The sequence below is a fragment of the Lapillicoccus sp. genome, from assembly GCF_036559105.1.
GTDB lineage: Bacteria > Actinomycetota > Actinomycetes > Actinomycetales > Dermatophilaceae > Lapillicoccus.
The window spans coordinates 1-23,021 of record NZ_DATBTV010000031.1; the positions used below are offsets into that span (position 1 = coordinate 1).

Consider the following 23,021-nt stretch of genomic DNA (forward strand, 5'->3'; position numbering starts at 1 on the left):
GGGGTTTCGGAGCGGACTCACAAGAGCGGGGGAGAGGGCCAAAGTGGCCTCCGACCTGCGGAATTCGCTTGGTGCCCCCGGGCAGATTCGAACTGCCGACACCCGCTTTAGGAGAGCGGTGCTCTATCCCCTGAGCTACGAGGGCGGAGCCGGTTCGGCGCCGCAGGAAGGGTAGCCGACGCGCTCATCGGCTGGAGCGCCCGGAACCGGGCAGAGTGCACGTCAGAGTGCGAGCGGTGTCGTCAGGACAGCACCAGCCGCACCTAGACGCGCACCGTGACGCTCGATGACGGCGCCCGAACTCTCATGAGGCCGAAAGGCGCTCGACCTCGTCGTCCGTGAGTCCGAGGTCCGCGGCCGCGACGGAGTCCTCGATGGTGGACGGTCGCGACGAGCCGGGGATCGGGATGACGACCGGCGACAGGGCGAGCATCCACGCCAGGGCCACCTGCTGTGGGCTCACCCCGTGCGCCGACGCGACCTCCGCGAACGCCGAGAACCGCGACCCGACCTCCGCTGCCCGCGAGGCCCCGCCGAGCGGTCCCCACGGCAGGAACGCGATGCCCAGCTCGTCGCACAGCCGCAGCTCAGGCTCCGACGATCGGAAGGCCGGCGAGAACTGGTTCTGAACGCTGACCAGCCGTCCGCCGAGAATCCCCTGCGCCTCCCGGATCTGCCCAGAGTCAGCATTCGAGATCCCCGCCATCCGGATCTTCCCGGCGTCCAGCAAGTCGCCCACGACGCCCACCGACTCGGCGTACGGGACCGACGGGTCCGGCCGGTGGAGCTGGTACAGCCCGATCGCTTCCACCCCGAGCGCCGTCAGGGACGCGTCACACGCGGCCCGCAGATGGTCCGGCGAGCCGTCCACCTCCCACCGACCCTCAGGGCGGACGTGGCCACCCTTGGTCGCGACGAGCACATCGGACAGGTCGCCGCCCCACGACCGCAGCGCCTCACCGATGAGTCGCTCGTTGTGCCCGGTCTCCGAGTCGTCGAGGCAGTAGGCGTCGGCGGTGTCGATGAGGGTCACGCCGGCGTCCAGAGCGGCGTGGATCGTCGCCACTCCCTGGTCGTGGTCCGGGCGGCCGCTGATCGACAGCTGCATCCCCCCGAGCCCGATCTCTGACACGGTCCGGTCTCCGATGGCTCTGGTCTTCATGCTCTCGAACGTACCCAGACGCGCTGCTCCCACGCGCACCCGGTATGCGTCGCCCGGCTGGGGGTTAGCCTCGACGTATGAGCTGGAGCGGTGTCGGGGAGATCTTCAACCCCGGGCAGCGCCACCTGCGCGAGGAGATGGACCGCAAGCAGATCGAGGCGAAGATCCCAGGCAACGAGGGCGACGGCGAGACGCAGGTCGACCTCGAGAACAACGTCGTCCGCATCCCCCAGCCCGCGCGGAAAGACGCCGCGGACCCCGCAGAGCCCGCGGACGCACCGGACGGAGAGCCGGCCGACGACCCGAAGGACCAGTGACCCTCGGGTGACTCTCCCCGACGGCGCCGTCCCCGACGGGCTCGACCTGGCCGCGCTCGCGCAGCGCCTCACCGCCGTCGATGGCGTGGTCGGAGTCGTCCTCGGCGGCAGCCGGGCCCGCGGCGAGCACACCCCCGAGTCGGACGTCGACCTCGGCCTCTACTGCCAAGGCGACCTCGACACCGCCGCCCTCGGGGCGATCGCCCGCGACGTGGCGGGGCCGGACGCGGAGGTCACCCAGCGCGGTGAGTGGGGACCCTGGGTCGACGGCGGCGGCTGGCTGGTCGTCGGCGGCGTCCACGTCGACTGGCTGTATCGCGACGTCGATCGCGTCCGGGAGGCGTGGGCGCGAACCCACCGCGGCGCCTACGACTGGAACTCCCAGACCGGGCACCCGCTCGGCGTACCTGACTTCGCCTACGTCGGCGAGCTCGCCCTGGCCGTCGTGCTCGCCGACCCCAGCGGCGATCTCACCGACCTTCGCGACGCCATCACCTACCCCGATGCCCTGCGCGTCGCGCTCGCCCAGAACCTCTGGGAGGCCGGCTTCCTCCTTCAGATCGCAGCCAAGGCGACGAGCCGGGGAGACGCCGCATACGTCGCCCTCTGCCTGAGCCGAGCGATGCTGCTGTGTGCTCACGCGCTGCACGCGCACGACCGGCGCTGGTTGGTCAACGAGAAGGGAGCCATTGCCTCAGCCGGCCGGTTACCCTGTGCGCCAGCGGATTTCGAACGCAGGGTATGCGGCGTGCTCGGCAGCGTGGGTACCTCACCGGCCGAGCTGGCCGCCACCATCGAGGACGCCACCCGGATCGTCGACGAGGTGAGGGCGGTATGGACGAACGAGACCTGACCCACCTGCGACGCTGCGTCCAGCTGGCCCGGGAGGCGCTCGACTCAGGCGACGAGCCGTTCGGCTCCGTGCTGGTCGACGCCTACGGCGTGGTGCGCGCCGAGGACCGGAACCGCACCGCGGACGGCGACCAGACACGCCACCCCGAGCTCGAGCTGGCCCGTTGGGCGGCGACCCATCTCTCGCCAGAGGAGCGTGCGGGCGCGACCGTCTACACCTCGGGCGAGCACTGTCCGATGTGCTCCGCCGCGCACGGCTGGGTCGGGCTCGGCCGGATCGTCTACATCGCGTCCACCGAACAGCTCGTGGCCTGGCGTCGCGAGTTCGGCTTCACCGGTGCCTCACCGGTGAATCCCTTGCCGGTCAAGGCGATTGCGCCCGGCGTCGTCGTCGCCGGACCCGCACCGGAGCTGGAGGACGAGATCCACGAGCTGCACCGCCGACACGCCGAAGCCTCGCGTCAGGGCCCGATCACGTAGGAGTGCGGCTCGACGGCGACGCCGCCGACGTCCGCGGGCTCGTCCCCGGCGTTCAGCGTCAGCGACAGCCGCTCGCCCTGCGGCGACGACAGATGGATGGTCATCGTCGTGTCCGAGACGTGGGACGTCGAGAGCCCGGCGTCGACGAGCCACGGGTGGTCACGGCGGACGCGGACGAGCTCCTGGTAGACCGCCAGGGTCTCGGCACCGAACGGCAGCAGCTCGGACGGGGTCTCCGGGAACGGCGGCCGGACCGGGTCGTCACCACGGGGCTGGTCGAGCTTGGCGCCGGTGAACGCCTGCTCGTCCCCGGCGTAGATCGTCGGGATGCCCGGCACCACCATGAGGATCGCGACGGCCAGCGGCAGGTTTCGCAGGTCCTTCAGCAGCGTCGCGATCCGGGTCTGGTCGTGGTTGCCGAGGAAGGTCTGGGACCGGAACGACGCCGAGAACTCGGCGTGCCGCTTCAGGGTCCATTCGAGCTCGTGGAGGTTCTGCTCGTTCATCGAGCTCCAGATCGCCTTCCACAGCTCGTACTGGGTCACCGAGTCGACGCCGCTCTCGGCGACGAACTCCGGGTAGCCGCCGTTGATCAGCTCGGCGACGATCCAGGCCTCCGGGTGGGCCGCCCGGACCCGGTCGATGATCGGCCTCCAGGCGGCGCCGCCCGGAGCGAAGGCGGCGTCGAGCCGCCAGCCGTCGACGCCCCGGTCGAGCCAGAAGCACATGACGTCGACGATGTAGTCGACCACCGGCGGATGGGCGAAGTTCAGCTCAACGAGGTCGAGGTTGCCCTCGAACCCGATCGTGTACCCGTTGTCCCACGTCACCCACCGACCCGCCTCGGAGTCCGGACCCTCCGCGAGCGCACGGCGGACGATCTCGTGGTCCTGGCTGACGTGGTTGAACACGCCGTCCAGGCACACCCGGATGCCCCGCTCCCGGCAGTGGCCGAACAGCTCGTCGACGTCGTCCAGGTCGCCGAGGCGGGGGTCGACACGGAAGTAGTCGAGGGTGTCGTACCCGTGGGACGTCGAGGCGAACACCGGGGCGAGCATGAGGCCGTTGGCGCCCAGGTCGATGAGGTAGTCGAGCCAACCCGCGATCCGGCCGAGGCGGTGCTCGACGTGTCCGTCGGCGAGCTCGTCCGACCGCGTCTCGGCGCCGACGAAGCGTAACGGGTAGCAGTGCCACCAGATCACCGAGGAGACCCAGTCCATCGTCATGCCTCCTTGCCGTGCGCGGATTTCTGACGCTACCCGGCGGCCTCCCGCCTCAGAAGGCACGTCCAGCCCTCAGCACGAGCTCCAGCTCGAAGCGCACCTGCGGGTCGTCCAGGGCGTCGCCGAACAGCTCACGCAGCTGGGTCAGCCGGTAGCCCACGGTCTGTGGGTGGACGTTGAGCTCGGCGGCCATGGGGGCGCGCTGGCCCCAGTGGCGCAGCCAGGCGTACAGGGTGTCGGCCAGCTTCTGACGCGAGGACGGCCGCAGCCCGGTCAGCGGGGCCAGCCGCAGCTCAGCGAGGTCGTCGAGCGCCTGCGACTCGGCTCCGACCACGAGGTCGGCGAGGTGCTCCTCGACCCACACCGGCCGCGCGCTCTCGTCGGCCTCGTCCCGCCCCGGGCGCCGGAAGAGCGAGGTCGCCGCGGTGGTGGCCAGACGCAGGGAGTCGGGGGCGCGCCGCCAGTCGCGCGCGGGACCGATCACCGCGCGCCGGCCCCGCAGCGCCCGCTCCAGCTCGGTCCGCTCTCGGGCCGTTCGTGGGGCCGGTACCAGCGCCACCGCGTCGGTGGCCCGGGCCATGGTGAGGGCCCGCGAACCCAGCTGGAAGCGGACGCCGGAGGCCTCGTCCAGGGGCATCGTCACCGCCACGAGGGCACTCGGCAGCACCCAGCCGGCGGCCGCGGACGCCTCCTGGGCCGCGACGTCGTCGGCGGTCCCGTGCAGCAGCAGCTCGAGCAGCTCGACCCTGCGGCGGTCCATCTCGCCGGCCCGCTCGGACTGCTCGAAGGCGAACCCCTCCGCGCTCGCGGCCGACAGCTCCTCGATGTAGGCGAGGATCGACTCGCCCAGGGCCACCAGCGCCTCGGTGTCCAGCCCCGCCTGAAGGGCGTCCCGAGACATCCGGCGGAGGGTCACCCGGGCGCCCGCCCGATATGCCGACAGCAGCCCGTCGAGGGTGCGACCCTGCCGCACCTCGCCGCGTCCCAGCGCCGCATACACCCGGCGACTCTCCGCGGTGAGCGCCGGTTGGGTGGTCCCGGGCAGCTCGAGGAACCGACCGAGCGCGACCTCCACGCCCTGTCGCACGCCGTCGCCGAATCGCCCTTCCAGCGGTCGCGCGTAGGCTGGGACCGCGACGGCGACCGCGGCGATGACTTCCTCCACGACGTCGGTCAGCCGAGGTCGCAACATGTCGCTGATCTGTGCTGGCACGGCTAACCACGGCGGGTCTGGCGGAGTTATAGTCACAGCGAAGCCTCAGGATCTATCACCACACGATAGTTTTGGCTCTCACATCGTATGCCACGATAGGAGCGCCGGGGGCCGGTTCCTTGTCACTCTGGATAGGTGAGCAAGATCCGTCCCCTGAGCCGTGTGGCGTCGGTGTTCACGACGCCGCGCGCACCGGAGGACTTTCTCTGGCTGGTCAACCCGCTGAGCTCGGCTCGCCAGCTTCGCGGCATCGTCACGGCCGTCGTCCCCGAGACCCCGGACTCGGCGACCATCCACTTCCGTCCGGGCCGTGGCTGGCAGGCTCACCAGGCCGGTCAGTACGCCCGGATCGGCGTCGAGATCGACGGCGTCCGGCACTGGCGGTCCTACTCGCTGAGCGCCCCGTCCGGCGCGGACCCCGCCATCACGGTCACCGCCAACGGCAAGGTGTCCGAGACGTTGGTCCGAAGGACCCGTCCGGGCCACGTGCTCTTCCTCGCCCCTCCGCAGGGCGACTTCGTCCTGCCCGAACACCCCCGTCCCCTGCTCATGCTGACCGCCGGCAGCGGCCTCACCCCCGTGATGTCGATGGTTCGCACGCTCGTGGGGCGCCGTCGCGACGCCGACGTCGTGCTCGTGCACTCCTCACGGACCCTCGACGACGCCCTGTTCCGGGAGGAGCTCGCCGCTCTCGGCGACGAGCACCCCGGACTCCGCGTCGTCCACTGGGTGACCTCCGACCGCGGCCGCATCGACCTGACGCGGACCGACGACCTGGACACCGTGGTCCCCGACTGGAAGGGCCGCGCCGCATACGTCTGCGGTCCTCCCGAGATGCTCGACGCAGCGACCGCACTGTGGCAGTCGTCGAACGTGCCCGACCAGCTCAGCGTCGAACGGTTCGCCGCGGTGCTGCTCGACGGTGCCGGTGGCCAAGGGGGCCTCGTGACCTTCGAGACCTCCGACCGCGAGGTCGAGGTCGACGGCTCGACTCCGCTCCTCGAAGCCGGCGAGGACGCCGGCGTCGTCATGCCCAGCGGTTGTCGCATGGGCATCTGTCAGAGCTGCCTCATCCCCCTGCTCGCCGGCCAGGTGCGCGACCTGCGCACCGGTGAGGTGCACGGGGATGAAGGGCAGCTCATCCAGACCTGTATCTCCGCTGCGGCGGGACCCGTCCACCTCGAGATCTGAGGAGCACCACCATGACTGCTCTGCCCATGACCACCCTGACCCGACTCGCTCCGGCGCCCGACACCGGCGCGACGGACGTGAAGACCCCGCGCCGGCGTCCCGTCCTCGCCCAGGAGGGCCACCCGGCGGTGCGCCCGGTCGCCGCGGCGCACCTCACCGACGAGGACGTCGCCGAGCTGGGCCGCGAGCTCGACGCCATCCGCGACGCCGTCATCGCGAGCCGCGGCGCCTCCGACGCCGCGTACATCCGCCGGGTGATCCGGGCCCAGCGCAGCCTGGAGCTCGGCGGCCGGGCGTGCCTCGTCTTCGCCAGCCTGCCGCCCGCCTGGGTCGCCGGTGTCGCGATGCTGAGCGTTGCGAAGATCCTCGAGAACATGGAGATCGGCCACAACGTCATCCACGGCCAGTGGGACTGGATGCGCGACCCCGACATCCACTCGTCGACCTGGGAGTGGGACTTCGTCACCCCGGCCGCGTCGTGGAAGCACACCCACAACGACCTGCACCACACGTGGACCAACGTCATCGGCAAGGACCGGGACGTGGGCTACAACATCCTGCGGATGGACCCGAAGCAGGAGTGGCAGCCCTGGAACCTCGGCAACCCGCTCTACAACGCGCTGCTGGCGCCGATCTTCGAGTGGGGCATCGCCGTCTACGACCTCGAGCTCCAGGACTTCGCCGAGGGGAAGAAGTCCAAGACCGACCTTCGGCGCGACCTCAAGGCCATGGGCCGCAAGATCGCGACCCAGTTCGCCAAGGACTACGTCGCCACGCCGGCCGTCGCCGCGCTGACCGGTTCGTTCGTGCCGGCGCTGCTCGGGACGCTCACCGCCAACGCGATCCGCAACGTCTGGGCCCACGCGGTGATCTTCTGCGGCCACTTCCCCGACGGGACCGACACGTTCACGGAGGAGATGATCGAGGGCGAGACCCGCGGCGACTGGTACGTCCGCCAGATGATCGGCTCCGCGAACATCTCCGGTAGCAAGGCCATGCACCTGATGACCGGCAACCTGTCGCACCAGATCGAGCACCACCTCTTCCCGGACCTGCCGTCCAACCGGTACGCCGAGGTGGCGGTCCAGGTCCGCGAGATCTGCGATCGCTACGGCCTGCCCTACACGACCGGCCCGCTGTGGAAGCAGGTCGGCTCCACCTGGGGCAAGATCTTCCGGCTCGCCCTGCCGGACCGTAAGCCGAGGGCCACCGCTCTCGTTGGTTAGCCTCTGCGGGTGAGTCCGGGCCCGTTCGAGAGCGACGCCACGCGCACGCCCGAGCGAGCCGAGGCCGTGGTGGCCGCTCTCGCCGGTTGGCGGCGCGAGCTGTCCACGCTGGGTGGTCCCAACACTCTGCTCTGGTACGTCGAGCAGCCCAACGCGGTGCTCGACCTCACCACCGCGCATCCCGGTGGGGTGTCGATGCTCCTCGCCGGGCGGCCGACGCGGCTGTCGGACCTCGTCCGCGAGCGGGCGGCGTTGGGGGAGGCTCGCGCCCGTGCCGCGGACATTCGGGGCCGCGCGGTCTCGCTCGCGACGACCCGCGGGCTGGAGACGTCGTTCCTCGCGGCCGGCATGGCCACCTGGGAGCACCCGGGCGCGCCGACCCCGCCGCACGCACCGGTGCTGCTGCGGTCCTGCGTGCTGCGCCCGACCGACGCCGGGGCCGGCGACTACGACGTCGTCCTCGGCGACGAGGTTGAGGTCAACCCCGTCCTCGAGCAGTACCTTCGGTCCACGGCCGGCATCGACCTCGACACCCCGTCGCTCGCGGCGATGGCCACGGTCACCAGCGGCTTCGACCCCTACCCCGTGTATGCGGCCCTCGGTCGCCTCTGCGAGGGGTTGCCCGGGTTCACCATCGCGCCCCGGATGCTCGTGGGCACGTTCCCGCACGGGAAGCTGGCCATGGTCGGCGACCTCGGCGAGCTGGCCGAGCCGTCGTCGGCCGAGCGCCTGGCCGGGCATACCGTCCTCGGCGCCCTCGCCGCGCGGGCCGTCGCTGCCGCGGAGGGATCCCTGCCGGAACCGACCGACACGACCGACGGCATACCGGTCGAGCCGGCCGCCGACCTCGACCCCGATCCGGACCCGGCAGGCGAGCGGATCGTCCTCGACGCCGACGCGGCCCAGAGTGGGGTGGTCGAGGCCGTGCTCCGTGGTGAGGACGTCGTCGTGCACGCCGCGTCCGGAACCGGCACGACCCAGACCATCGCGAACGTCGTCGCCGCCCTCGCCGGCCAGCGCAACTCGGTGCTGCTCGTCGCGGAGCAGAGGTCGGAGATCGACGACGTCCGCCGCCGCCTCGAGTCCGTCGGGCTCGGGTCGCTGGTCGCGAGCGTCGGCGACGCCCTGTTCGACCACCGCGGCACCCTGGCCCAGGTCGTCGGGCTCGTCGGAGCGCCCGGAGTGGACGAGTCGTGGGCCGACCGCCTGCCCGTCGAGAGCAGCACGCTCGAGAGCCGGTTGCGTACGCAGCGCGACGCGCTCCGCGACCACGTGGCCGCGCTCCACGAGGTCCGGGTTCCGTGGGGGGTCAGCGTGCACGAGGCACAGTGCGCGATCAGCGAGCTGGGCTCCTGTCAGCCGCCGCCGGCGTCCCGAGTGCGGATCCGCGGGGCCGCGCTGGCCCGGCTGTCCCGCGAGCGGCTGCACGAGCTGGCAAACGAGCTGGCCGGCGCGGCGGCGGTCGGGGCGTGGTCCGCGGGCGAGGCCGGCGACCCCTGGTACGGCGCCCGCATCACCAGTGACGCTGACGTGACCCGCGCGTCGTCGATCGTGACGCGCCTGGCCGAGGGCGGGTTCGACGCACGGGCGACCACCCTCGACGAGATCCTCGCGGAGTCCTCCCTCCCGGCGGCGCGCACAGTGCAGGACTGGAAGACGACGCTGGCGACCATGGCGGGGGTCCGGGACACCCTCGAGGTGTTCCGGCCGGAGATCTTCGACGTCCCGCTCGACGAGCACGTCGCGGCGACTGGGACCCGGGAGTACCGGCAAGCCCAGGGCGTCGAGCTCGGCTGGTGGGCACGGTCCCGTGTCCGCCGCCTGGCGAGCCGGCTGCTGCGGCCCGGCCGTCCGCCCGAGGACCTCCACGCGGAGCTGGTGCGCGCGCGAACCCAGCGCAGCGCGTGGAACGCCCTGGTGGGGGCCGGTGGCCGACCGGAGATCTCGCCCCGGCTGGACGAGGCGCAGGACGCCTACGATGAGCTCGACGCCGACCTCACCTGGCTCGGCGAGCGACTGGCCCCGACCGCCGCCGGCGGTGGTCTGGCGACGACCCCGGTGTCGCAGCTGCGGACCCGGCTGGACGCCCTGGCCGCTCGACCCGAACGGCTCGCGGTGCTCCCGCTCGTCGTCCCCGTGATCGACGACCTGCGGGCGGCCGGCATGGGCGACGTCGTGGACGACTTCGCGGCGCGCGGGGTCGAGGCCGACGAGGTCACCGCAGAGCTCGAGCACATCTGGTGGGTGTCGATCGCCCGCCACGTCACCGACAGTGACCCGCGCTACGGGCAGCACGACGGCACCGGCTTGCGGTCCGCCGCAGAGGGCTACGCGTCCGACGACCGGCAGCACCTCACGGCGACGGCTCGCAAGACCCGCGTGGAGGCCGCGGCGTGGCATACCTCGGCCCTGGAGGGAAACCGCACCGCGGCCGCGATGCTGAGAGCCGAGGCCGACCGCGCCGGGCGGCCGACGTCCCTGAGCCAGGTGTTCGACTCCGCGTCCGACCTGCTCCTGGGGTCGGCGCCGTGCTGGGCGATGAGCCCGCTGGTGGTCGGCGAGGCGCTGCCGCCGGGGCCATGGTTCGACGTCGTGGTCGTCGCCGACGCGGGGTCGCTGACGACCGCCGCAGCAGTCAGCGCGCTGTCGCGGGCGCGACAGGTCGTCGCCATCGGCGACCCGCAGGCGACCTGGCCGACCGGCTTCTCCGCCGGCCTGGGTGGCGGCCGCGAGGAGGGTCCGGTACCCCGGTCGCTCCTCGAGGACCTGACCGCGCTGCTCCCGGTCCATCGGCTGCGCTGGGCGCACGGGTATGTGGACCCTCGCCTCCTCGGCGTCGCGGGCAGCGGGTATGCGGACTCGTTCGTCGCCCCGCCCAGCCCGGTCCTCGACCCGAGGATCCGCCTGGAGGTCGTCGACGGCCGGGCGGCGCTCGAACCCGGTGAGGACGCGACGATCGACTCGACCGACGCCGAAGTCGACCGCGTCGTCGCGTTGGTCCTGGAGCACGCCCGCGAGCGCCGCGACGAGTCGCTCGGCGTGGTCGCGCTGACTGGGCGTCACGCCGAACGGATCCGGTGGGCGCTAGCGACCGCCGTCGGCGCGCTTGACGCTGCAGCGGAGCCGGAGGTGCTGGCCTACCTCGGTGTGGAGACCGACCGACCGGTGACCGTGGTCTCCTTGGGCGCGACGGCCGGGCTCCGGCGGGACGCCGTTCTGCTCTGCGTGGGCTACGGGAAGACCGCTCACGGGCGGGTTCTCCACCGGTTCCCGGCGTTGTCCGTGCCCGACGTTCACCGACAGCTCCGAGCTGCGCTCACGGCCGCCCGACGCCGGCTGACCGTCGTCTCCTCGCTCGCGCCGGAGGAGCTGGACGAGAGCCGCATACGCGATGGCGGGGTGGTGCTGCGGGAGCTGCTGCTGGCGGCGTCGTCCGGCGGTAGGGCGCCCTCCGAGTACTCGGAGTCGCAGGGCGCACCGACCGCGCCGGACCCGCTGATGACCGAGCTGGCCGGGCGCCTGCGTCGTGAAGAGCTCCTCGTCGGCGAGCGGGTGGGGACCGGGCAGCACCGGGTCGACATCGCGGTCACGGTGCCGGGTCACCCCGACCGGTGGCTCGTCGCCGTCGACGGGGACGGACCGGGGTACGCGACGTGGCGCGGTACGCGGGAACGTGACCGCCTGTGGCCGCAGGAGCTCGAACGGCGTGGCTGGCGACACCTGCGGGTGTGGAGCACGGACCTCTATCGTGATCCGGCCCGCGACGTGGCCCGGATCGTCACGGTGGTTCGGGAGGAGGCGCGGGCGCTGGCCGGTACCGGCCCTACCGCTCTTACGGCAGGTACCGCGGGGGCGGAGACCGAGGGGGCGGACACCGACGAGTCCGGATCGGAGTCGCCGGCTACGGGAGCGTCCGCGGTGGCGGGCTCGGAGCCTGAGCCGGGGGCGACAAGTGGCGACGCGATCGCGGAGGCGGGCCTGGAGCCCGAGCCGGGGGCGACGACTGGCGACGCGACCGAGGGGCACGAAGCGGCCGGCGACGAGTCCAGGGACGCATCGGCGGCCAGCAAGCAGGGCTCGAAACGGCAGCGCCGGCGGGCCTTCCGACGGGGGACCAAGGAGGCGACGGCCCCGACCGATGTCGCCGCTCAGACAGCGGACGACACCGATGCCGGCTGGGGCGAGCGACGCGACGACGCCACCCACGAACAGTGGTTGCGCGACCAGCGACCGCCGCACTGGGACTGACCAGCCGGCGCGCAGGGGGCTTGCAGCCGCCGGGGATCAGCCCCCCGAGGGCTCGCCCTGGAGGTGGTGGACCGCTTCGACGTTGTGGCCGTCGAGGTCGCGGACGAAAACCGCGTAGTAGCCGGGGTGGTACTCGGGAAAGATGCGTGGCGCGTGGAGGATCTCGGCCCCGGCGTCGAGAGCCGCTCGGTGCACCGCGTCGACCTCGTGGGTGCTGAGGGCGTCGAACGCGATGTGCAGCTCGCGGGTCTCGGGTCCCCCCGCCGGGCTGACCCAGAACCCCGGGAACCCCTTACGGCCGGCGATCCCGACGGCCGAGGAGTCGCCCACCGGATGGCGGACGACCTCCGTGAAACCGATCGGCCCGAAGACCTGGAGATAGAACGCGACGGCCGCGTCGACGTCGGCCGCCTGGATGCCTACGTGGTCGAACATGTCCGCACCCTAGAGCGCCGCGCAGACACGTGCTGAAGATCGGTCCACGGGGAGCCGGCCGCGCCGGCCGGGCCGATCCCACCCCAGTGGGTTTGCCCCAGACCTGTGGGCTTGCGCCGGCCCGGGGCGGATCGTGGCCGCGAGCTGACCCCAGGGGGTCGACGATCGACCCCGATCAGCACGCGACCCGGCTGGGTGGCGAGAGATCGGCGCTCGGACCCTGATCACCCGCGCTACCCGGTGGGTGGAGCGAAAGTCGTGGCCCGACGCTGACCTCGTCTCGCGGGAGAGGCCTGCGTCGTCAGCGCGCCGGCGGCGGGGGCGGGATGTCGTCCGAACCCTGGGCGCCGGCGGGCGGACCGACCACGGTGGTGTCGGCGCCACCGAGGAGGTCGCGGATCTGGGTGAGCAGCAGGATGTCCTCCGAGGGAGCCTCGGGCGGGGGCTCCTCGCCCTGCTTGCGCATGGACATCAGCTTGTTCATCGGGGCCACCAGGACGAAGTAGACCGCGGCAGCGACGAACAGGAAGTTGATGATCGCCTGGAGCACCGCGCCGATCGAGAAGTTCGCGCCGTTGATCGTGAACGTGCCCACGTCGGCGATGTTCGGTGCCGAGAAGATGGCGGCGATGAGCGGGTTGATGATGTTGTTGACCAAGGCCGTGACGATGGCGGCGAACGCGGCGCCGATGACGATCGCGACCGCGAGGTCGATCACGTTGCCGCGAAGGATGAAGTCCCTGAAACCCTTGAGCACGATGTTCCTTCCCCTCCCCCAGTAGCCGAGGGAAGTGCATTCAAAGCCTGTCCCGGAAATCTGGACCTTAGCGAAGGCGTGTGTCGTCGAGATGAACACGTCCGTTCGCTGGTATCCCTGGGGTCCAGCCGGGGTGCCTCACCCCCTGACGGCCATGAGGAACCCGCCTGGAGCACCCGCCGCGCCCATGGCCACCGCGAGCGCGCGGGCCTCGTCGGGGGTCACCGCGACCACGAGATGTCCCTGGCCTCCGGCACCAGCCGTCAGCACGCCTGACGCATCGAGCTCGGTCGTCAGCACTCTCGCCGCCGAGGCCAGCGGTTGGCCCGTTCCGGCCGCCAGCACCGAGACGATGTCTGCGGGCCGGAGGGTTCCGAGGAGGACCCCGTCGGACACCGGCAGGCTCACCGCGACGAACCCCGGCGCCAGCCCCGCCAGCTGCGTCGCGCCACGGAACCGCGCGGACGTGATGATCTCGCCGGCCAGCACCGGGCCCGAGACCACCTGACCGACCCCGGCACGCACGTCGTCGAGCGCCCCGGCCGGTCGCTCGTCGGCCTGCCGCCGTTCGACGCGCACATCAGCCGCCGTCAGCGTCGACCCGAGCGCCACGTCGTGGACCGCCACGACCGTCGCCACCCCGGGATCGACCGGCGGGGGCAGGAGCGCGCTCACCGTCACCCACCCGGCGACCGCGACCAGTGTGACGGCGACCAGCTGCACGGCCTGGGACCGGCGCCAACGCCGCCGGCGGGAGACGGGTCCCCACCGAGGCCGTCCCCACCGGGTTCTTCCCCACGGCGGGTCGCGCTGGTCGCCGGGCGTCGCACCGGCGGTCGCACCGCCCGTCGCACCGCCCGTCGAACCGGCAGCCGCCGCAGATGTCGCCGCCGATGTCGCCGCCGATGTCGCCGGCCTGGCCGCCGTCGTCACCCCCCTCATGTCGGCAGCGCGAACGGCAGGGTGAGCCCGTCGAGGGTGCGCCGGCACCCACAGGTGGCCGTCTCGTCGGACTCGGCCGGCGGCAGCGCCTCGACGGCGTCGATGAGGACGGCCTTGAGGCCCTCGATGTTCTGGGCGAAGACCTGGAGGACCTCCTCGTGCGTCACGCCCGACTCGCCCTCGACCCCCGCGTCGAGGTCGGTCACCAGGGCGACGGTGGTGAAGCACAGCGCCAGCTCGCGGGCGATGCCTGCTTCGGGCATCCCCGTCATCCCCACGACACTCCAGCCCGCCTGCTGGTGCCACTGGCTCTCCGCCCGCGACGAGAACCGCGGACCGTTGACGACGACCAACGTGCCGCCGTCCTCCACGGCCAGCCCGGCCTGCCGCGCCGCCGTGACGACCACCGGCCGGCCGCGCGGACAGAACGGCTCCGCGAACCCGACGTGGACCACCGCACCGAGCTGGTCGTAGACGGTGTGCGGCCGTCCCCAGGTGCGGTCGACGACTTGGTCGACCACGACGACCGTGCCGGGACCCAGCTCGCGCCGCAACGAGCCGACCGCGCACGGGGCGAGGACCTGGCGCACCCCCAACGAGCGGAGCGCCCAGAGGTTGGCCCGGTAGGGCACAAGGTGCGGCTGGAACCGGTGACCCTTCCCGTGCCGCGCCACGAACGCCACCCGCCGCCCCCGCAGCTCGCCCACCACCAGGTCGTCGCTGGGGTCGCCGAAGGGTGTGTCGACGTGGACGCGCTCGGCGCCTTCGAGGAACTCGTAGAACCCGGAGCCGCCGATGACCCCGATCTCCGCCCGTGGCATACCCGTCATGCCGACGACCCTAGGCGGGTGGCCGACGACCCGGTCTGCGCGTCAGCGGCCCCTGTGGACGCTGTGACGAACCGCTCACACCCTGGGGACGGCCACGCCGCCCGCCCGGTCAGCTCGCGGCGGCGGTGTTGCTGCCCGACGACCCCGATGACCCCGACGACCCCGACGACCCAGAAGAGCCGGACGAACCCTTCGCGCCCGAGGAGCTCGACGAGGACTCCTTCGTGGTCGACGGCGTCGACGAGGACGAGTCCGAGGACGACTTCTCGGCCGGCTTCGCGCCGTCGCCCTTGGTCGTGCTCGACTCGTTGCCCGAGCCCTTGCCCGAGCCGTTGCCCGAGGCGCGCGAGTCGTTCCGGTAGAAGCCGGAGCCCTTGAACGACACGCCGATCGACGTGTAGACCTTCCGGAGCCGCCCGCCGCAGTCGGGGCACTCGGTCAGCGCGGCGTCGCTGAACTTCTGAACCGCGTCGAAGGCGTGGCCGCACGCGGTGCACGCGTACGCATACGTCGGCACGGTGGTGGTCTCCTCAGGTCATGGGCGGCCGTAGGTCAGGCCGCGCGGAAGTCTACGGGTGAACGCGCAGGGACCCGAATCGCTTCCCGACGGTCAGGCCCACCCCGCGAGGCGACCGCCCTCGTCGACGTCGCGGATCCGCTGCTCGGCCTTGTGGCGTACGTCTGCCGTGCTGACGACGAGCAGCTGGTCGCCGTGCCGGAGCACGGTCTGTCCCTGCGGCACGAACCCTTTGCCGTCGCGGACCACCAGCGTGACGTTCGCCCCGGGCGGTAGGCGGAGCTCGAACAGCTCCACGCCGTGCAGCCGGGACCGCTCGCCGACCGTCACCTGGATCACGTCCGCTCCCATGGTCTCCAGCGGCGTGGTCTCGACGTCGAGGTCCACGGAGCGGACCGACTCGGCCAGCCCGAGCCGGCGGGCCACCCACGGCAGCGTTGGGGCCTGGACCAGGGTGAAGATGACGACGAGGACGAAGACGAGGTTGAAGATGCGGGCGGCGTTGGCCGTGCCCAGCGTCGCCGGGACGGTCGCCAGCACGATCGGGACGGCGCCGCGCAGGCCGGCCCAGGAGAGGAAGGCCTGGTCACGCAGCGGTATCCGGAACGGCGTCAGCGAGACCAGCACGGACAGCGGCCGGGCGACGAGCAGCAGGACCAGCCCGATGAGGATCGCCGGGCCGATCTGCTCGGGCAGCTCCTCCGGCGAGGCGAGCAGGCCGAGCATGATGAACAGCCCGATCTGGGCGATCGAGCCGAGGGCGGACGAGAAGCTGTGGACGGCCGCCCGGTGCGGAAGCCCGAGGTTCCCGAGCACGAGGGCCGAGAGGTAGGCGGCGATGAAGCCCGACGTGTGGACGGTGGCGGCGATCGCATACGCGAGGACGACCAGGCTGACGACCCCGATGGAGAACAGTGCCGACGAGGCGCCCGCAACGCGGCGCAGGAGCCACGCTCCGGCCCAGCCGACGAGCAGCCCGATCACCGTCCCGCCGACCAGCTCCACACCCGCCTCGACCAGGACGTACCACCAGGGGTGGTGCTCCGCCAGAGGGACCGACTCGGCCGCGAGCGCGACGACGAGGATGACCACGGGCGCGTCGTTGAACCCGGACTCCGCCTCGAGCAGCCCGCTCAGCCGGCGGGGCAGCGGCACGGTCCTCAGCACGGAGAACACCGCCGCGGCGTCGGTCGAGGAGAGGATCGCGCCGATGAGCAGAGCCACCGTCCAGTCCAGGTTGAGGACGTAACGGGCTGCGACGGCGACCACGCCGACCGAGACGAACACCCCGACCGTCGAGAGGACTGCTGCCGGGGCCACGGACCGCCGGATGCTCGACCACCTCGTCGTCAGTCCGCCCTCGGCGAGGATGAGGACCAGAGCGCAGTAGCCGAGGACCTGGGTCAGCTCCTGCGAGTCGAAGCCGATCCCGAGGCCTTTCTCACCGAGCACCAGCCCGATGCCGAGGAAGATGAGCAGCGACGGGAGCCCAGAGCGGACCGAGATGCGGACCGCGGCCACGGCCACCAGCAGCACCGCCGAGCCGATGAGCAGCGACCGGGTGAGGTCGTCGAGGACGAAGTCGGTCGGGACGGGGGCCAGCCGGGTCACCTCGCCTCCTCCCTCAGGGGTCGTCCTGCCGGTCCGTGTGCTCGGTTCTCCGTCTCGATCCCATCACCGTCGGCCGGCCACGGTCTCGCCTGCCTCGTGGGGCCTCGCGGGTGACCTAGTCTCGCAGGGTGGCGCGTGCGAGGGTGGCCCGGCGGGTCGGGCTGGGCGTGCTGATCCTCGTCGTGCTGCTCGTCGTCGCCCTCGCGATCGTGCTGACCGGCATCGTCCGCCAGTCCTGGCCCCAGACGAGCGGTGAGATCAAGCTCAACGGCCTCGGCGGTCGGGTCGAGGTCATCCGTGACGACCACGGCATCCCACAGATCTACGCCGACTCGACCGACGACCTGTTCCGGGCGCAGGGGTTCGTGGCCGCGCAGGACCGGTTCTTCGAGATGGACTTCCGGCGCCACGTCACGGCGGGTCGCCTCTCGGAGCTGGTCGGGTCGGCCGGCCTGGAGACCGACCGGGTGGTCCGGACGATGGGCTGGCGGAACGTCGCCGTGAAGGAGCTGGCGCTGGTCTCGCCGGCAACGCGTCAGTACCTCAACGCCTACGCCGACGGCGTCAACGACTACATCGCCCGGGCGGAGAGCCCGAGCGACATGGGGCTGGAGTACGTCGTGCTCGGCCAGCAGTTCCCGGGGTACTCGGTAGAGAAGTGGTCGGCCGTCGACTCGCTCGCCTGGCTCAAGGCGATGGGCTGGGACCTCATCAGCAACTATGGGGACGAGCTGACGCGAGCTCGCCTGGGCACCACGCTCGCCCCGGACCGGCTCGCGGTGCTGTTCCCCGACTACTCGATCGCCGGGCATCCGCCGATCCTCGGGCCCGACGAGTGGACCCCGGGATCGGCGCCGGCGGCCAGTGCCGTCAACCCGGCGCTCACCGAGGGCGGCGCGCCGGCGGCCCCAGCGCCGTCGCCGGCCCCGGTCAGCGCGGTCACGTCGGCGGTGTTCGAGAGCGCCCAGGCGGCCCTCGACTCGATCCCGGCCCTCCTCGGCCGCGGCGACGGCATCGGCTCTAACTCGTGGGTCGTCGCCGGGTCGAAGACGACGACCGGCAAGCCCCTGCTGGCCAACGACCCGCACCTGGGAACCGCCATCCCCGGGATCTGGTACCAGACCGGCCTGCACTGCCGGACGGTCTCCGCGGCCTGCCCGTTCGACGTCTCGGGCTACACCTTCGCCGGTATGCCGGGCGTCGTCGTCGGCCACAACCAGTCGATCGCCTGGGGCCTGACCAACCTGGCTCCGGACGTCTCCGACTTCTACCTCGAGAAGGTGACCGACCAGACCTATCTCCGCGACGGGCAGCAGGTACCGCTCGAGACGACCACCGAGACCATCAAGGTGGCCGGCGGGAACGACGTGCTGCTGCCGATCCGCCGGACCGTCCACGGCCCGATCGTCTCCGACGTCATCGACTCCGTCGGCCGGGTCGGCCGTAGCGCGCTGGTGCGGCTGGTGCCCCAACAGGACACGTATGCGGTCTCACTCGCCTGGACGGGGCTGACACCGAACACGTCGGCGGACGCCATCTTCGGCATGGACGCCGCGACGAACTTCACCGAGTTCCGCGCCGCGGCGTCCAAGTTCGCCGTTCCATCGCAGAACCTCGTGTATGCCGACACCGCCGGCCACATCGGCTACCAGTCGCCAGGGCTCATCCCGATCCGGTCGACCTCGGTGCCCAACACGCCACCCGGGTACTGGCCGGCCCCCGGCTGGGACAGCCAGTACGACTGGAAGGGCTTCGTCCCCTTCGAGCAGCTGCCGTGGACCTACGACCCACCCGAGGGCTTCATCGTCACGGCGAACAACCAGGTGACGTCCGCGACCGGACCGCAGGTGCCCTTCCTCACCTCCGACTGGGACTACGGCTGGCGCAGCTCGCGCATCGAGACGTTGCTCAAGCAGAGCGACAGCCAGGGCGCCAAGATCTCGCCCGAACGGATGAGCGAGATCCAGAACGACACCTACAACTCGTTCGCCCCGACCCTCGTCCAGGCCCTGCTGCAGATCGACCTGTCGGGTGACGAGTTCACCCAGCAGGCGCAGACGCTGCTCGGCGACTGGGACTTCCTCCAGCCGGGAGACAAGGGCCGGTCCGCCGTACGCGCTGCCTACTACAACGCCGTGTGGATGCGGATCGTCGAGTACACGTTCAACGACGAGCTGCCCCGGGACCTCCAGGCGGACGGCGGCGGTCGGTACATGGCCGCGATGATCACCCTGCTCAAGGACCCGACCAACGGTTGGTGGGACGACCGGCGTACCCCGGGCGTGGTCGAGACCCGCGACGAGGTGCTGCGCCGGGCGTTGGTCCAGGCTCGGCTGGACCTCGCCAAGCACCTCGGGAAGGACCCGGTCACCTGGTCCTGGGGCGAGCTGCACACACTCACCGAGAAGCACCAGGTGCTGGGCGGCTCGACCGTGCCGGACATCGTCCGGCGGATCTTCAACCGCGGGCCCGTGGAGCTCGGCGGTGGGTCGTCGATCGTCGACGCGAACGGCTGGGACGCCTCGTCCGGCACCTTCGACGTGAACTGGGCGCCGTCGATGCGCATGGTCGTCAACCTGGCCGACCTCGACCAGTCCACCTGGGTGAACCAGACCGGGACCAGCGGCCATCCGTACTCCGCGCACTACGTCGACCAGCTCGACGCCTGGGCGGCGGGGGAGACGTTCCCGTGGCCGTTCAGCCGGGGTGCCGTCGAGCAGGCGCGCCAGGACGAGCTGATCCTCAGCCCTCAGGGGTCGTCGGGCTGATCCAGCCGGACGAGGCGGCCCGACGCCGTCACCACGACGTCGACGGCGATGTCGTGCGCATCCACCGGGACGGCGTCGGCCGGCAGCAGCTCGTCGTCGTGGAGCAGCACCACGATGAGCGCCTCGGAGTGCCGCCGGGCCAGCGCGCGGTCGTAGGAACCGCCGCCCTGACCGAGGCGGTTCCCCGTCCGGTCGACGGCCAGAGCCGGGGCCACGATCACCGGTGCATCGTGGATGGCGCCCAGTCCCAACGCTGTCGGTGTTCCGATGACCCGCCAGTCGAGGTCGAGGTCCGGCAGGGTGACACCCACCACCACCTCGTACCCGGCGGCGGTCAGGCGGTCGACGAGGAGGTGGGTCGGCGGCTCGGTGGGGAGCGACTCGTAGGCGGCGACCCGGCATACCCGCCCATGGGTCCGCTCCTCGACGAGTGCGGTTACCTGGTCGGCCAGCGCCCTCGCCTCGGCCTCGATGTCGCGCTCGGGTAGCCGGTGGCGGCGGGTCGCACGGAGGCGTCGGCGGAGAGCGGTTTTGGCCGTGGACGTCGCGTCAACGGTCACACCGACCATCGTAGGCTGGCCGCATGAGCGCTGCGGGGCTGGCCGAGGCACGACGCCGGATGGTGCAGCACGGCGAGAGCGAGGAGGCGGTTCTCGCCTTCGAACGCAGCTACGCCGAGCTGGAGGACGTCATCGCCACCGGGTCCGGGGGGACGATCCCGGAGTCCACGATCGACCCACTGGTGGACGTCCCGTCGCTCGAGGACTACGCCCCTACCGACGCCGCGATGGCCGCGGCGCTGCGCCAGGTGGCGATGGTCAAGCTCAACGGCGGGCTCGGGACCTCGATGGGGATCACCGGTCCGAAGTCCGCGCTCGTCGTCAAGGACGAGCTGTCCTTCCTCGACATCATCGCCCGGCAGACCCTCGCGCTGCGCACCGAGTACGGCGTCGAGCTGCCCCTCATCCTGATGAACTCGTTCCGCACCCGGGAGGAGTCGCTGGCCATCCTGCGCCGATACCCCGACCTCGAGCTCGACGGGCTACCGCTGGACTTCCTCCAGAGCGCCGAACCCAAGCTGCGCGCCGACGACCTCTCCCCGGTCGACTGGCCCGCGGACCCCGAGCTGGAGTGGTGCCCACCAGGACACGGGGACGTCTATCTGTCGCTGGCCGCGACCGGTCTGCTCAAGGCGTTGCTGGACAAGGGTTTCCGCTACGTCTTCCTGTCCAACGCCGACAACCTCGGCGCGACCTGCGACCCGCGCATCGCGGCGTGGCTCGTCGAGAACGACGTGCCCTACGTCGCGGAGGTCTGTGACCGGACGGTCAACGACCGCAAGGGCGGTCACCTCGCCGTGCGCAAGAGCGACGGTCAGCTGGTGCTCCGCGACAGCGCGATGGTGGAGAAGCAGGACGAGGAGCAGTTCCAGGACTACACGCGGCACACGACGTTCCACGCCAACAGCCTCTGGGTCGACCTGCACGCCCTCGACGCGTTGCTCACGCAGAGCCGCGAGCGGGGCGAGGCCGGCATCGGACTGCCGGTGATCGTCAACCGCAAGACCGTGGACCCGTCGGACTCGTCGTCGACGAAGGTGATCCAGATCGAGACGGCCATGGGGGGTGCGGTCGCCCGGATCGACGGGGCCCGAGCGATCCACGTGCCGCGCACCAGGTTCCGTCCGGTCAAGACGACCAACGAGCTGCTGCTCGTCCGGTCCGACATCTTCGAGCTCGACGACCAGTCCAACATCGTGTCGGTCATCACCCACGCCGATCCCTTCGTCGACCTGGACAAGCCATACAAGCTGGTGCCGGGGTTCGAGCAGCGGTTCGCCAAGGGCGCGCCGTCCCTGCGCCAGGCCACGTCGCTGCGCGTCGAGGGCGACGTGACGTTCGGCGCGGACGTGGTGTGTATCGGCGATGTGACCGTCCGGGCCTCGGCCCCCGCGACGGTCCCGGACGGCCGCCGGCTGACCGGGGTGACGACGCTCGAGGGTGCCGGCTGACGTGCGGACGCTGGAGGAGCATCGCGACGCCATCCTCGCGGCGGTCAGGGCCGCGGAGCCGGTCAGCCTTCGCCTGGCCGACTGCCTCGGCCTGGTCCTCTGCGAGGACGTGACCTCGCTCGTCGACCTTCCGGGCTTCGACAACTCGGCGATGGACGGGTATGCGGTGCGGGCGGTCGACGTGTCCGCCGCGGACCCGGACGTGCCCGGTACGGCGGTCCGCCTCCCGGTCGTCGGCGAGGTCGCGGCCGGTGGTGTCGCCACGCGCGCCGTCGGACCCGGGGAGGCCGTGCGGATCATGACCGGCGCGATGATTCCGGACGGCGCGGACGCGATCGTGAAGGTCGAGGACACGGACGGCGGCACCGGGACGGTGGAGATCCGGGCCGGTGCCCCGGTCGGGACCTCGGTGCGGCCCGCCGGTGAGGACGTCCAGCACGGCCAGGTCGTCCTCACGTCAGGCACGACGATCGACGCGCGGGGGGTGGCCCTGCTCGCGGCGACCGGCCACCCTGACGCGCTGGTCCGCCCGCGGCCTCGGGTGGCCATCGTGTCCGCCGGCGCCGAGCTGGTCCCGCCGGGAGAACCGTTGCAGCCCGGGCAGATCCACGAGTCGAACTCCTACATGCTCGAGGCCGCCGTCGTCGCGAGCGGCGCGGTGGCGGTCCGCCAGGCGACGCTCGACGACGACCCGGCGGCGGTGCTGTCCGCGGTCGCGGCCCTCGCCGACGACGTCGACGCGATCGTCACGAGCGGCGGGGTGAGCATGGGCGCCTACGACGTCGTCAAGGAGTCCCTGCGCGACCACGGCGTCGACTTCGTCCAGGTGGCGATGCAGCCGGGCAAGCCGCAGGGCTTCGGGCTGGTCGGGGACCGGAACGTGCCGCTCTTCGCGCTGCCGGGCAACCCGGTCTCGTCCTACGTGTCGTTCGAGGTGTTCGTCCGGCCCGCCCTGCGACGGATGATGGGCCGCGACCCCGAGCAGCGCAGGACCCTGACCGCGCGGCTGGAGCACCCCCTCTCCTCGCCGCCCGGCCGAGCGCAGGTCGCGCGCGCCGTGGCGACGCATACCGAGGAGGGGTGGCGTGCCGACCCGGTCTGGGGGCAGGCGTCGCACTTCGTGGCCGACCTGGCGCGCGCCAACGCGTTCGTCCTCATCCCCGCCGAGGCGACCCGCGTCGAAGCGGGTGACATGGTGGACATGTGGCTCCTCGACGAACCTGGGGCAGGATGACGCC

General features: G+C 71.8%; 19 protein-coding genes and 1 tRNA gene. 9 read left to right on the forward strand and 11 right to left on the reverse strand.

Going from position 1 to position 23,021, the window contains the following annotated elements; translation table 11 throughout:
- Positions 1-69: 69 nt before the first annotated feature.
- Both VIG79_RS04390 and VIG79_RS04395 read right to left on the reverse strand, forming a co-directional pair.
- Positions 70-145: transfer RNA gene (locus VIG79_RS04390), tRNA-Arg, on the reverse strand.
- Between the two features lie 159 nt (positions 146-304).
- Complete coding sequence (locus tag VIG79_RS04395) at positions 305-1,162, reverse strand: aldo/keto reductase (protein ID WP_331882620.1); 858 nt, start codon at positions 1,160-1,162, stop codon at positions 305-307.
- A gap of 77 nt (positions 1,163-1,239) precedes the next feature.
- Here VIG79_RS04395 and VIG79_RS04400 point away from each other — a divergent pair, with 77 nt between their 5' ends.
- The 3 genes from VIG79_RS04400 to VIG79_RS04410 are packed head-to-tail and all read left to right on the forward strand — an operon-like array spanning position 1,240 to position 2,811.
- Positions 1,240-1,479: a DUF6191 domain-containing protein gene (locus VIG79_RS04400; protein ID WP_331882622.1), complete on the forward strand. Its 240-nt coding sequence runs from the start codon at positions 1,240-1,242 to the stop codon at positions 1,477-1,479.
- Positions 1,480-1,486: 7 nt separating this feature from the next.
- Complete coding sequence (locus tag VIG79_RS04405) at positions 1,487-2,332, forward strand: nucleotidyltransferase domain-containing protein (RefSeq protein ID WP_331882625.1); 846 nt, start codon at positions 1,487-1,489, stop codon at positions 2,330-2,332.
- Entirely contained in the window at positions 2,314-2,811 is a 498-nt protein-coding gene (locus tag VIG79_RS04410) for a nucleoside deaminase (protein WP_331882627.1), read from the forward strand. The genes VIG79_RS04405 and VIG79_RS04410 overlap by 19 nt, the downstream gene beginning before the upstream one ends.
- On the opposite strand, the gene VIG79_RS04415 is transcribed toward VIG79_RS04410, so the two are convergent.
- A complete protein-coding gene (locus tag VIG79_RS04415) occupies positions 2,793-4,037 on the reverse strand; it encodes an alpha-amylase family glycosyl hydrolase (protein WP_331882630.1) in 1,245 nt (414 codons plus the stop codon). The genes VIG79_RS04410 and VIG79_RS04415 overlap by 19 nt on opposite strands.
- A gap of 49 nt (positions 4,038-4,086) precedes the next feature.
- Complete coding sequence (locus VIG79_RS04420; RefSeq protein ID WP_331882632.1) at positions 4,087-5,247, reverse strand: helix-turn-helix domain-containing protein; 1,161 nt, start codon at positions 5,245-5,247, stop codon at positions 4,087-4,089.
- A gap of 135 nt (positions 5,248-5,382) precedes the next feature.
- Between VIG79_RS04420 and VIG79_RS04425 the strand changes: the two genes are divergently transcribed.
- Genes VIG79_RS04425 through VIG79_RS04435 form a run of 3 tightly spaced genes read left to right on the forward strand, consistent with a single transcriptional unit; the run spans position 5,383 to position 11,912 of the window.
- A complete protein-coding gene (locus tag VIG79_RS04425) occupies positions 5,383-6,438 on the forward strand; it encodes a ferredoxin reductase (protein ID WP_331882634.1) in 1,056 nt (351 codons plus the stop codon).
- Positions 6,439-6,464: 26 nt separating this feature from the next.
- Complete coding sequence (locus tag VIG79_RS04430) at positions 6,465-7,664, forward strand: acyl-CoA desaturase (RefSeq protein WP_331882696.1); 1,200 nt, start codon at positions 6,465-6,467, stop codon at positions 7,662-7,664.
- A 9-nt stretch (positions 7,665-7,673) separates the two neighbouring features.
- Positions 7,674-11,912, forward strand: coding sequence for a DNA helicase (locus VIG79_RS04435; RefSeq protein ID WP_331882636.1), 4,239 nt, complete (start codon positions 7,674-7,676; stop codon positions 11,910-11,912).
- 36 nt (positions 11,913-11,948) lie between these two features.
- On the opposite strand, the gene VIG79_RS04440 is transcribed toward VIG79_RS04435, so the two are convergent.
- From VIG79_RS04440 to VIG79_RS04465, 6 genes are all read right to left on the reverse strand, one after another.
- The gene (locus VIG79_RS04440) at positions 11,949-12,347 is read right to left on the reverse strand and encodes a VOC family protein (protein ID WP_331882637.1); all 399 of its coding nucleotides are present in this window, start codon (positions 12,345-12,347) and stop codon (positions 11,949-11,951) included.
- Positions 12,348-12,648: 301 nt separating this feature from the next.
- Positions 12,649-13,104 (reverse strand): large conductance mechanosensitive channel protein MscL, encoded by a 456-nt coding sequence (mscL, locus tag VIG79_RS04445; protein WP_331882638.1) that lies wholly within the window; start codon positions 13,102-13,104, stop codon positions 12,649-12,651.
- 138 nt (positions 13,105-13,242) lie between these two features.
- Positions 13,243-13,827 (reverse strand): SAF domain-containing protein, encoded by a 585-nt coding sequence (locus VIG79_RS04450; protein WP_331882640.1) that lies wholly within the window; start codon positions 13,825-13,827, stop codon positions 13,243-13,245.
- Between the two features lie 215 nt (positions 13,828-14,042).
- A complete protein-coding gene (locus tag VIG79_RS04455; RefSeq protein ID WP_331882642.1) occupies positions 14,043-14,876 on the reverse strand; it encodes an S-methyl-5'-thioadenosine phosphorylase in 834 nt (277 codons plus the stop codon).
- A gap of 109 nt (positions 14,877-14,985) precedes the next feature.
- On the reverse strand, positions 14,986-15,393 hold the full coding sequence (locus tag VIG79_RS04460) for an FmdB family zinc ribbon protein (protein WP_331882644.1): 408 nt from the start codon (positions 15,391-15,393) through the stop codon (positions 14,986-14,988).
- A 93-nt stretch (positions 15,394-15,486) separates the two neighbouring features.
- The gene (locus tag VIG79_RS04465) at positions 15,487-17,004 is read right to left on the reverse strand and encodes a potassium/proton antiporter (protein ID WP_331882647.1); all 1,518 of its coding nucleotides are present in this window, start codon (positions 17,002-17,004) and stop codon (positions 15,487-15,489) included.
- Between the two features lie 128 nt (positions 17,005-17,132).
- Between VIG79_RS04465 and VIG79_RS04470 the strand changes: the two genes are divergently transcribed.
- Positions 17,133-19,772 carry a penicillin acylase family protein gene (locus tag VIG79_RS04470; RefSeq protein WP_331882650.1) on the forward strand — a complete coding sequence of 880 codons (2,640 nt, stop codon included), beginning with the start codon at positions 17,133-17,135 and terminating at the stop codon, positions 19,770-19,772.
- On the opposite strand, the gene VIG79_RS04475 is transcribed toward VIG79_RS04470, so the two are convergent.
- Positions 19,754-20,332 carry a 5-formyltetrahydrofolate cyclo-ligase gene (locus tag VIG79_RS04475; protein WP_331882653.1) on the reverse strand — a complete coding sequence of 193 codons (579 nt, stop codon included), beginning with the start codon at positions 20,330-20,332 and terminating at the stop codon, positions 19,754-19,756. The genes VIG79_RS04470 and VIG79_RS04475 overlap by 19 nt on opposite strands.
- Before the next feature lie 23 nt (positions 20,333-20,355).
- On the opposite strand from VIG79_RS04475, the gene VIG79_RS04480 reads away from it, so the two are divergent.
- Together VIG79_RS04480 and glp are read left to right on the forward strand one after the other, a co-directional pair.
- The gene (locus VIG79_RS04480; RefSeq protein WP_331882656.1) at positions 20,356-21,783 is read left to right on the forward strand and encodes a UTP--glucose-1-phosphate uridylyltransferase; all 1,428 of its coding nucleotides are present in this window, start codon (positions 20,356-20,358) and stop codon (positions 21,781-21,783) included.
- Positions 21,773-23,017, forward strand: a complete 1,245-nt coding sequence (gene glp / locus VIG79_RS04485; RefSeq protein WP_331882659.1) for a gephyrin-like molybdotransferase Glp — start codon at positions 21,773-21,775, stop codon at positions 23,015-23,017. Before VIG79_RS04480 ends, glp begins: the two co-directional genes overlap by 11 nt.
- Positions 23,018-23,021 lie beyond the last annotated feature (4 nt).